Below are 9,783 nucleotides of genomic sequence, written 5' to 3'. Positions count from 1 at the left end.
GCGGCCGCACTCTCGACGGCGGGATCAGCGGCTTCGCGATCTCCCACAGACCATCCGGAACAATCCAACTCCACGTACCCCGCCCCATGACCAGTCCAACGAATGATCACCATGTAGGACACGGTCTAAGACCGTGTCCTACATGGTCAGTTTGAGGAACCGTTTGTAGCAGCAGAGGGCGGATGCCAGCCCGAGAAAGGCCAGGTAGTTGCCTGGTTTCCGTTCGTAGCGGTGGTTGAGGCGGCGGTAACCGGTCAGCCAGGACATGGTGCGCTCGATGACCCACCTGCGCCGGCCGAGTCGTTCGCTGGAGTCAATGCCCTTGCGGGCGATCCGGACGCCGATGCGCTTGCCCCATAACCATCGGCGCAGGTGAGGCACGTCGTACGCCTTGTCAGCGTGCAGGCGTTGAGGCTTGGAATCGGCCGCGTGGGATTCGTGTCCCATGTGGAAATGGGACAGCATCGGCTTCAGGGCCTGGCTGTCGTGAGTGTTGGCCGCAGAGAGCCCGACGCGCAGGGGCAGTCCGTTCGCGTCCGGCAGGACGTGCATCTTGGAACCGGACTTACCCCGGTCCACGGGGCTCGGACCTGTGTGTTCGCCCCCTTTTTAGCGCGGACATGAGCTGAGTCGAGGACTGCACGGGACAGGTCGATCAGGTCCTGCTCGTCCAGGAGTTGGAGAACTCTCTGGTGCAGTCGGCCCCAGACCCCGGCGCGGGACCAGATGGCGAAGCGGCGGTGCACGGTCGACTTCGATGCTCCGAAGCACGGTGGCAGCGCCCGCCATGCGCAGCCGCTGACCAGGACGTAGACGATCGCGGCGAAGACCGCCTCGTCATCGATGTTCGCCACCCCGCCGCCCTGCGGACGCACTCGGGACGGCGGCAGCAACGGCCTTGCCAACTCCCACAAGCCGTCCGGAACGATCCATCCCCACCGTCCACTCCCCATGCCCAGCACAACCACCAACTGACCATGTAGGACACGGTCTTAGAGCAGCGTGGCGCGGGCGTAACTGAGGTGCCCCCGGTGGCCATTGGGAATTGTGAGAACCAAAGACCTCCTACCCATTCACATGGTCACGAGGTGCTACAACGCCCTTTCTGTTGCTTCGGCTCCCCCGTACGAGCGCGGCCAACTGTCTCGATCGCGTCGCGCCGATGCGCAGTTCCTTTCGCAACGTCTCGGCCGAAACGGGTCGTTGATGCAGTTCCCGGTGTCGGGCATCGACCATGCGAGCCTGTGGCAGCAACGGATCGTCGTCCTCCTGCAGCTGCTCGCCCTTCGTGTGGCCGTCTCCCTCTCCCGTTTGGCCCGTCGTCACATCCAGCCGGTCGACCGGGCGATGTACCAGGAGTTCCACCGACAGCAACAAGGCGACGGGAGGCCATCCGGCGACAAGGACCGGCTTCCACTCTAGAGCCGGCGCCGCCGCGATATTCGCCGCCAGCGACACCGCGATCCCCAATAGGAAAGCCACCCACACCGCGCCTTTCGCCCGGCGCGCGTGCGGCGCCGTGGGCTTCAGCAGGGCGACCGTCGCCAGGAGCAGGAGCCCGTCCACCGACAACGGCCACAACGAAGCGCTGACCATATCGGCCCCGCCCTGCAGCGCGAACTCCCGCTGATGAACGTACGAGGCATAGGCCGCGACTCCGGCCACGACGAGAGCACACAGAGGCCGGATCCACACGTCCAGGTCGAAGCCCCGGCTCCCGGCAACCCTCTCCTGAGGCTCGACATCAGCACTCATCGAGCCCACCATCCGGCGCCCCGCCCCAGTGCACAACGCGTGCACACTTCCACGGGAACTCCCGGGAACTCCCAGGTAGAAGCGGGAAGTGCCCCGACACGACAAAGGGCTCCGACCGACCCATAAGGCCAGGTCAGAGCCCTGTTGACAGACGAGTCGGGCTGTACGCCGGGTTCTGTTTCCGGGAGGACCTCACGATCCCCCCGGCGACGGCCATCCATCTAGGACCGGTGTTGCCACCGGCCTCGTGCGGTCTACCCGCGGACTCGGGCGGGCAGCCCTCGAACGTCCGCGCAGAGCCACGCTTCTTTCGAAGCGGCGGCTCCTTTTGACCTTGCTCCGGGTGGGGTTTACCTAGCTGCCCAGGTCACCCTGGGCACTGGTGGTCTCTTACACCACCGTTTCACCCTTACCGGAGATCGGAATCTCCGGCGGTCTGTTTTCTGTGGCACTGTCCCGCGGGTCACCCCGGGTGGCCGTTAGCCATCACCCTGCCCTGTGGAGCCCGGACGTTCCTCGGGAAGTTCCCGCTAGGGGCACTCCACGCGGCCGTCCGCCCGGCTCGTCTGCCGTGTCGACCATGCTACCGGGCGGGCACCGCCCTTCGGACCGCTGCCCTTCGAACCGTCGCCCTTCGGACCGCTCGCCGCCGTCGCCAGGACCGAGCCCGCCAGGATCAGCGTGAAGGCCACCCCGATGCCGACCGTCAGGTCCTCGCCCAGGAACAGCGCACCCGCCGCCACCGCCACCGCCGGGTTGACGTACGTGATCACCGTGGAGCGGGTCGGGCCGACCTCCTTGATCAGTTCCAGGAAGGCCACGAACGCCACCGCCGTGCAGATCACCCCCAGACCGGCGAGGGAGGCCAGGACTTGGGAGGAAGGGACCGAAGTCGGCCAGGTCACCGCCGCCGCCGGGGCGTACACCAGCGCCGCCAGCGCCAGGCACGGGGCCGTCAGCTGGAGGGTCGGGACGTCCTTCAAATGACGCGCGGCTATCAGGGGGGCCGTCGCATAGCCGACCACCGTCAGCAGCACCTCCGCCAGGGAGCGCGCGTCGCCGCCCGTCAGGTGCGGGACCGTGAGGACTGTGACCCCGGACAGGCCCAGGGCGAGGCCGGCCACCCGTCGCGCCCCCAGCCGTTCCGCGTCGCCGAAGAAGCGCGCCGCGACCACGCCGACGATCGGTACGCCCGCGATCAGCAGCCCTGCCGTCGAGCTCGACAGATGGCGCTCTGCGTCCGTCAGCGTGAACCACGGGACGATGATCTCTATGCACGCGAAGGCCAGCATCGGGCGCCAGTGCGTCCGGACCGTGCGGGTCAGGCCGCCTTGTCGTAGGGCGAAGGGCAGGAGGAGAACGGCGCCCAGGGCGCAGCGTGTGAAGACGACCACGGACGGGGACAGCGGGGCGTCCACCGCCACCTTGATCATCAGGTAGGGGATGCCCCACACCACTCCCATCAGGGAGAACAGGAACCAGCCGCGTGCAGTCATACGGCGAGGATGCGCCGCCACCTCATCGGGCGTCTTGAACGCTGTTGCGGTACGCCGCCGGGGTCACCCCGAGCACCCGCCGGAACCAGCGGGTCAGATGCGCCTGGTCCGCGAAGCCCACCTGCACCGCGACCTCGGCGGGCCGCCCGCCCGCCTCCAGCAGACCGCGCGCCCGGGTGACCCGGTGCTGGGCGAGCCAGGCGTACGGCGGTATGCCCATCGTCGTACGGAAGGCGCGGAGGAGTTGGTAGCGGGAGAGGTCGAAGTCCGCCGCCAGGGCCGAGAGTGACGGTGGGGTCAGCAGTTCGTCCGCCAGGCGGTCCCTCACCGCGTGGGCCACCCAGGCCGCGCCCGGGATCTCGTCCTGCATGGGGCGGGACGTCGAGTGGCGGCGGGCCAGGGCCGTGAGCAGCCACGGGAGACGGGACTCCACCTCCAACGGGTCGGGGCAGAGGCTGAGTTCGGTGTGTGCCAGGCGGAACGCCAGCGCGAGTTCGGCGTCGTCGAGGAGGGGTTCGCGGAAGTGCGGGAGGCTGCCGTCGAGGATGCCGTCCGTCAGCAGTGCCGGGTCCGCGTAGAGGGCTCGGTAGGCGTAGCCGTCGGTGGCGTTGGCCGGGCCGCCGGTGTGCATTTCGTCGGGGGCGAGTACGACGATGGAGCCGGGGGTCGCGCGGATGTGGCCGCCGCGGTAGGCGATGAGTTCGGAGCCGTCGACGCAGACGCCGATCGTGAACTCCTCGTGCGCGTGCGGGGCGTAGACGTGCCGGTCGAAGCGGGCGGTCAGCAGGTCGAGCGGTGGGCCGCAGCGGCCCAGTCTCGCCCTCGTCCACAGGGCCTGTTCACGTGCGCTCACCGGCCGCACCCCCTTTCCTCCACAGGGTGCAACGCTCCGGGGCCCCGTGTCATGCCGGGGTGAGCGCCCGCTCCAGGATGTCGAAGGCCGCGGTCATCCGGGCCTGGTGGTCCTCGGTCGGCCCTTCCCCGCGTTCGCCTGCGAGCAGGCGGCGCGCGGTGGTGACGTACACCGATCGGTATGCGGCGACGATCAGGGCCGCGGCCAGGGCGGGGTCGGGGGTGTCCGGGGCGGTCTCGGCGAGGGCGTCGGACAGGGCGTTCTCGATCTCCTCCAGGCCTTCGCGGGCCCGGGCGCGCAGGGCCGGGGAGTCGATCACGACCTGCCAGAAGTCCGGGAAGCTGTCGTTGGGGCCGGCCAACGGGTGGTGCTGGTCGCGGAGTTCGAGCGAGAGGCGGCGCAGCGCGGCGAGCGGGGTCTCGCCGGGGGCACGGTGGCGTACCGCCCCGCTGAGCACCTCGACCGCCTCCGGGATGCGGTCGAGGAACAGGTCCTCCTTGCGCGGGAAGTAGTTGAAGACGGTCATCGTCGACACCTCGGCGGCGCGTGCGACCTCCGCCACCGACACCCCGTCGAAGCCGCGCGCCTTGAACAGGCCCGTGGCGACGTTCGAGATCCGCTGCCGGGTCGCCCGCTTCTTGCGCTCTCTCAGGGAGAGCTCGCCCTCACCATCACCCATGGAAACAGTGTAGCGAACATAATTTTTTAGTGACTACACTCAAACCATGAGCGCTGATGCGAACACCGAAACGAACCACGAACCGGACTACGACGTCGTCGTCTCCGGAGCCGGTCCCGTAGGCCTGCTCCTGGCCGCCGAGCTGACCCTCGGCGGAGCGCGGGTGCTGGTCGTCGAGCGGCTGACCGACGTGGACGAGACGATCAAGGCGGGCGGCCTCAACTCCACGACCACCGTGGCCCTTTACCGGCGAGGACTGCTGCCCGCGCTGACCGAGCTGCACGAGGAGGCGATGAGCCGCTTCAAGGAGTTCAAGCGGGCGCACGGCGGCGACAATAATCCCGTTCCGCCGCCGAAGTTCGCCGGACACTTCTCCGGGATCATGCTGCGGGCCGATCTGCTCGACGAGTCGGACCCGGCCTTCGCGGGCCTCGGCCCGGTCGACCGCGTCGGACTCGTCCCGCAGGCCCCGCTGGAGCGGCTGCTCGGCCGGCATGCCGAGGGACTCGGCGTCGAGGTGCGCAGGCAGGTCGAGTTGACCGGCTTCGACACCGACGAGGAAGGAGTGACGGTCCGCCTCGCCCCGACGGACGGCTCCGCACCGTACGCCGTCCGGGCCGGCTGGCTGGTCGGCTGCGACGGTGGCCGCAGCCTCGTGCGCAAGCTCACCGGGATCGAGTTCCCGGGCACCGCACCGGAGATCACCGGCTACCAGGCCATCGCCGACATGACCGGCACCGAGCCGCTGCGCGGCGGCTGGAACACCACCGATGTGGGCACGTACGCCTTCGGTCCGCTGCCGGGACGGATACTCACCGTCGAGTTCGACGGACCGCCCGCCGATCGCCAATCCCCCGTCACCGCCGAGGAGTTGCAGGCCAGTGTGCGCCGGGTGACCGGCGTCGACGTCACCGTGCACAAGGTCCACTCCTCGACCCGGTTCACCGACAACTGCCGTCAGGCGGACACCTATCACGCGGGCCGGGTGCTGCTCGCGGGCGACGCGGCGCATGTGCACTCGCCGTTCGGCGGACAGGGGCTCAACCTCGGTGTCGGGGACGCGATGAACCTCGGCTGGAAGCTCGCCCTGGTGGTGCGCGGCCGGGCACCGGTGGAACTGCTCGACTCGTACACGGTGGAGCGGCATCCGATCGGCGCCTGGGTGCTCGACTGGACGCGCGCCCAGATCGCGGTGATGCGCCCCGAGCCGCACTCCCGGGCCCTGCGCGAGGTGGTCACCGACCTCGCGGGGACGGTCGACGGCACGACGTATCTCGTCAAGCGGATCTCCGGCGTCTGGCAGCACTACGACCTCCCCGGCGACCACCCGCTGACCGGCCGCAGCGCCCCCGACCTCGAACTCGCCGACGGCACCCGCCTCGCCGACCACCTCCACAACGGCCGCGCCCTCCTCCTCGACCTCGCCGACGACCCGAAACTCCGGGCCCGCGCGGACGGCTACGAGGGTGTGGTGGACGTCCTCACCGCCGCCTGTCCCGGGCGGCCGGAACTTGGCGCCGTGCTGGTGCGCCCGGACGGGATCACGGCATGGGCGGCGGACACGGACGGCGCCGAGGACGATCCCTCGGACGCGCTGCGGCTGTGGTTCGGCGCGCCCCTCGGTGCTTGACCCTGCCGTAACGTCAGCGTTTCTACTGGTCCCATGCGGATCGGAGAACTCGCCGAGACCGTCGGCGTCACCACGCGGACCGTCCGGCACTACCACCACCTGGGCCTGCTGCCGGAACCGGAGCGGCGCTCCAACGGCTATCGCGACTACGGCCTGCGCCACGCCGTCGTCCTCGCCCGGATCCGGCGGCTCACCGAGCTGGGTCTGGGGCTGACCGAGGTACGGGACGTGCTCGCGGACGACGCGGGCCGGGACCTCGTCGAGGTGCTCACCGAACTCGACGAGGACCTGGCCCGGCAGGAGTCGGCGATCCGGGAGCGGCGGGCCCGGCTGCGCGCCCTGCTGGACTCGGGAGAACTGCCCGCCGAAGGGCCCGTCTCTCCCGAACTGACGGCGGTGTTCAGCGAGTTGACCCGCACCTCGACGCTCCCTGCCGACTCGCCCATGGCCGCCAAGGACCGCGAGATGCTCGCCCTGCTCGACACCGTGTCGACCCCGGCCGAACGGGCGCGGATCATGGATCTGGTGGGCAGCGCCGTCGCGACACCGGAGGCGGTCGCACGGGCGCACGAGGCGTACGCCCTGCTCGACGCGCTCGCCGACACCGACCACCCCGTCGACCCCGCCGACCCGCGCGTGGACGAGGCGGCCCGGGCCCTCGCGGCCTGCGTTCCCGCCACACTGCTCCCCGAGGGGAGCCCGGTCGACCAGGACAGCGGCTTCCTGCGCGCCTTCTACGCGGACTTCGCACCGGCCCAGGCGGAAGCGATCCGCCGCATGCTGCGCCTCGTCACCCGGGGACGGGCATGAGAACCGTGTCCGTGCTCCTGCGGCACGAGCTGCGACTGCTGGTGAGTCTCTGGCTGTGGATCACCCGGCGGGCCCAACGGGCGGACGGCGAGCGGGCGTTCGGGTACGGGCGGGGGCAGGGGGCGGTCATGGCCGCGCTCGTGTTCGTGTGCGCGATCGAGACGCTCACCATGTCCGTACTGCTGCGGGACTGGCCGGCGGTGCACGGCATCGTGCTCGCCCTGGACGTCTACACGATCGTGTTCGTCGTCGGCATGCATGCGGCCTTCGCGGTACGCCCGCACCTCCTGGCGACGGACTCGCTCCGGGTCCGCCGGGGCGTCCATGTCGACCTGCGCATACCGCTGGACCAAGTCGCCTCCGTACGACGGGAGTTGCGCATGACCCATGAGCGGACCGACGGCGAACTGAACCTCCCCGTCGGCTCGCAGACCACCGTCACGCTCGAACTCACCGAGCCCGTAACCCACTTCACCGCCCTCGGACGCCAACGGCAGGTGGGCACCGTCCGCTTCCACGCCGACGACGCCGACACCCTCGTAACGGCGGTCAAGCAGGCGCGAACCGCACCTTCGACGTCCCCGGGTCCGCCTGCGTGAGCCGCACCCGCAGCCGCTCCCCCAGCGGCAGCGGAGTCGTGCCGCCCTCGATGCGGGCGACGACGGCCGGGGTGTCCAACTGCACCTTTCCCACGGTGGGTTGACGCTCCTCCACCTCGACGACACAACCGTCGAAGAGGTCACCGACACGGTCCTTCAACAGCGCGGCCTCGACGATGTCGACGCACTCGCGCTCGACGGTGCCCGCGAGGCGGCTGCCGTCCGCCATCTCCTTGGGCAGGGCGTCGAGGCCGGCCAGGACCCAGGCGGGCGGGGACGCGGGCGAGAGACAGATCTCGGCGGCGTAGCGGTCTACGAGGCGTCGTAGCGGGGCCGTGCAGTGGGTGTAGGGGGCGGCGACGGCCGCGTGGGTGGTGATGGGCGGGAGGTCGCCGTCGCGGAAGACCGTGTAGCCCGCGCCGCGCAGCAGGGTCGTGCACTCCTGGAGGAAGGCCGCGTGGTGCGGGAGGTGCGGGTCGAGGGAGCGGATGAGCTGGGCGTACGACACGTGGTGCGGCCAGTCGATGTGCAGGGCGCGCGCGGTGCGGTGCAGGCGGCCGACCGCGCCGTCGGGGGCGGCGGGCAGGGTGCGCAGGACGCCCGTGCCGTGCGCGAGCATCAGGTCGGCGGCGGCCATGCCGGTGAGCAGGGAGATCTGGGCGTTCCAGCCGTCGGCGGGGAGCGGGGCGCGGTAGGCGAGTTCGTAGGTGTGGTCGCGCTCGACGATCTCCTGCTCGGGCACGTTGAGGGAGATGCCGCCGCGCTCGACCTCCAGGCGTTCGCGGGCCTCGCCGATGTCCTTGAGCAGCGCGACCGGTTCCTCGGCGGTGCCCGTGTCGATCCGTTGCTGCACGGTCGCGTAGTCGAGCTTGGCCCGGCTGCGGACGAGCGCCCGGCGGACGTCCACGGCGACCGTACGGCCGTCCGCGTCCAGGTCGATCGTCCACAGCACCGCCGGCCGGGTCACGTCCGGCAGCAGACTCGCGGCGCCCTCGCTCAGCAGGGGCGGGTGCAGCGGGGTCTTCTCGTCGGGGAAGTAGAGGGTGGTCACGCGGCGGTGGGCCTCCGCGTCGAGCGCTCCGCCGGGGACCACGAAGGCGGCGACGTCGGCGATGGCGTACCGGACGCGGAAACCGGTCCCCCTGCGGGACAGGTGCATCGCCTGGTCGAGGTCCATGGAGGTGGGCGGGTCGACGGTGAAGAAGGGGATGTCGGTCGCGTCCTCGGCGGCGGGCACGGGAGCCTTCGCCGCCCTCCCCCATTCTCGGCTCCGCTCGAACGGGGGGACCCCCATCGCCTCCGCCAGCACCTCCGGCGGGAAGCTCTCGGGTACACCGAGTTCGGTGCGGAGCGCGGTGAGGGCGGCGCGGAGCGGGGCTTCGGGGGTGCCGGTCATCCGGATGCGGCGGCGGGGCATGACACGAGCGTAGGCACAATCCGCCCGGCCGCACCCTTTACGCTGGCGCAGCACCCACCGTAAGGAGAAACCCACCGTGCTCGTCCTGCTGCCGCCCTCCGAAGGCAAGGCCTCCTCCGGCCGCGGTGCCCCGCTCAAGCCGGAATCGCTGTCGCTGCCCGGACTCGCCGACGCCCGCGCGGCCGTACTCGACGAACTCGTCGACCTGTGCGCGGCCGACGAGGACAAGGCACGCGAGGTGCTCGGGCTGAGCGAGGGGCTGCGCGGCGAGATCGCGAAGAACGTCGACCTCCGGACCGCCGGTGCGCGGCCCGCCGGGGAGATCTACACCGGTGTCCTCTACGACGCCCTCGACCTGGCTTCGCTGCCCACAGCCGCGAAGAAGCGGGCCGCGCGCTCCCTGCTCGTGTTCTCCGGCTTGTGGGGCGCGGTGCGGGTGACGGACCGGATCCCGTCGTACCGCTGCTCGATGGGGGTACGGCTGCCCGGGCTCGGGGCGCTGGGCGCGCACTGGCGGGCGCCGATGGCTGCCGCGCTGCCCGAG

Annotated in this window: 9 protein-coding genes, 1 other RNA gene and 1 pseudogene; 4 read left to right on the top strand and 7 right to left on the bottom strand. The window is 70.6% G+C overall.

The genetic code is table 11. From position 1 onward, the window contains the following. Window positions 1-138: 138 nt before the first annotated feature. The 6 genes and pseudogenes from R6V09_RS37005 to R6V09_RS36980 form a co-directional block, all read right to left on the bottom strand. A protein-coding gene (locus tag R6V09_RS37005; protein WP_317885859.1) for an IS5 family transposase occupies window positions 139-953 on the bottom strand; the annotation gives its coding sequence in 2 pieces (ribosomal slippage) (window positions 139-611 and window positions 611-953; 816 coding nt in all). A gap of 112 nt (window positions 954-1,065) precedes the next feature. Then, complete coding sequence (locus R6V09_RS37000; RefSeq protein WP_317885858.1) at window positions 1,066-1,755, bottom strand: DUF2637 domain-containing protein; 690 nt, start codon at window positions 1,753-1,755, stop codon at window positions 1,066-1,068. Window positions 1,756-1,903: 148 nt separating this feature from the next. After that, window positions 1,904-2,320: RNase P RNA component class A (gene rnpB / locus R6V09_RS36995), an RNA gene on the bottom strand. A gap of 148 nt (window positions 2,321-2,468) precedes the next feature. Continuing rightward, window positions 2,469-3,251 (bottom strand): annotated as a pseudogene (locus R6V09_RS54740) (DMT family transporter); the annotation flags it as partial. A 22-nt stretch (window positions 3,252-3,273) separates the two neighbouring features. Further along, complete coding sequence (locus R6V09_RS36985; protein ID WP_317885856.1) at window positions 3,274-4,104, bottom strand: AraC family transcriptional regulator; 831 nt, start codon at window positions 4,102-4,104, stop codon at window positions 3,274-3,276. Between the two features lie 49 nt (window positions 4,105-4,153). Continuing rightward, the gene (locus R6V09_RS36980) at window positions 4,154-4,783 is read right to left on the bottom strand and encodes a TetR/AcrR family transcriptional regulator (RefSeq protein ID WP_317885855.1); all 630 of its coding nucleotides are present in this window, start codon (window positions 4,781-4,783) and stop codon (window positions 4,154-4,156) included. Between the two features lie 46 nt (window positions 4,784-4,829). Here R6V09_RS36980 and R6V09_RS36975 point away from each other — a divergent pair, with 46 nt between their 5' ends. Genes R6V09_RS36975 through R6V09_RS36965 form a run of 3 tightly spaced genes read left to right on the top strand, consistent with a single transcriptional unit; the run spans window position 4,830 to window position 7,822 of the window. Next, window positions 4,830-6,413, top strand: a complete 1,584-nt coding sequence (locus R6V09_RS36975) for an FAD-dependent monooxygenase (protein ID WP_317885854.1) — start codon at window positions 4,830-4,832, stop codon at window positions 6,411-6,413. 33 nt (window positions 6,414-6,446) lie between these two features. Further along, window positions 6,447-7,223, top strand: coding sequence for a MerR family transcriptional regulator (locus R6V09_RS36970; RefSeq protein ID WP_317885853.1), 777 nt, complete (start codon window positions 6,447-6,449; stop codon window positions 7,221-7,223). Further along, on the top strand, window positions 7,220-7,822 hold the full coding sequence (locus R6V09_RS36965; RefSeq protein WP_317885852.1) for a hypothetical protein: 603 nt from the start codon (window positions 7,220-7,222) through the stop codon (window positions 7,820-7,822). The genes R6V09_RS36970 and R6V09_RS36965 overlap by 4 nt, the downstream gene beginning before the upstream one ends. On the opposite strand, the gene R6V09_RS36960 is transcribed toward R6V09_RS36965, so the two are convergent. Then, entirely contained in the window at window positions 7,773-9,239 is a 1,467-nt protein-coding gene (locus R6V09_RS36960; protein ID WP_317885851.1) for an RNB domain-containing ribonuclease, read from the bottom strand. The genes R6V09_RS36965 and R6V09_RS36960 overlap by 50 nt on opposite strands. A 76-nt stretch (window positions 9,240-9,315) precedes the next feature. Between R6V09_RS36960 and yaaA the strand changes: the two genes are divergently transcribed. Continuing rightward, window positions 9,316-9,783, top strand: a 468-nt coding sequence (gene yaaA, locus R6V09_RS36955; RefSeq protein WP_317885850.1) for a peroxide stress protein YaaA, incomplete at its 3' end; no start/stop codon positions are given.

The organism is Streptomyces sp. W16 (genome assembly GCF_033194735.1).
In the GTDB taxonomy this organism is placed as follows: domain Bacteria; phylum Actinomycetota; class Actinomycetes; order Streptomycetales; family Streptomycetaceae; genus Streptomyces.
This window is presented reverse-complemented; position numbering and strand designations above follow the sequence as displayed.

What these genes read in the sequence shown, in the direction of transcription:
- R6V09_RS36960 (WP_317885851.1), bottom strand. Translation starts at nt 9,239, where the DNA reads ATGCCCCGCCGCCGCATCCGGATGACCGGCACCCCCGAAGCCCCGCTC.
- R6V09_RS36970 (WP_317885853.1), top strand. Translation starts at nt 6,447, where the DNA reads ATGCGGATCGGAGAACTCGCCGAGACCGTCGGCGTCACCACGCGGACC.
- R6V09_RS37000 (WP_317885858.1), bottom strand. Translation starts at nt 1,755, where the DNA reads ATGAGTGCTGATGTCGAGCCTCAGGAGAGGGTTGCCGGGAGCCGGGGC.
- R6V09_RS36975 (WP_317885854.1), top strand. Translation starts at nt 4,830, where the DNA reads ATGAGCGCTGATGCGAACACCGAAACGAACCACGAACCGGACTACGAC.
- R6V09_RS36980 (WP_317885855.1), bottom strand. Translation starts at nt 4,783, where the DNA reads ATGGGTGATGGTGAGGGCGAGCTCTCCCTGAGAGAGCGCAAGAAGCGG.
- R6V09_RS36965 (WP_317885852.1), top strand. Translation starts at nt 7,220, where the DNA reads ATGAGAACCGTGTCCGTGCTCCTGCGGCACGAGCTGCGACTGCTGGTG.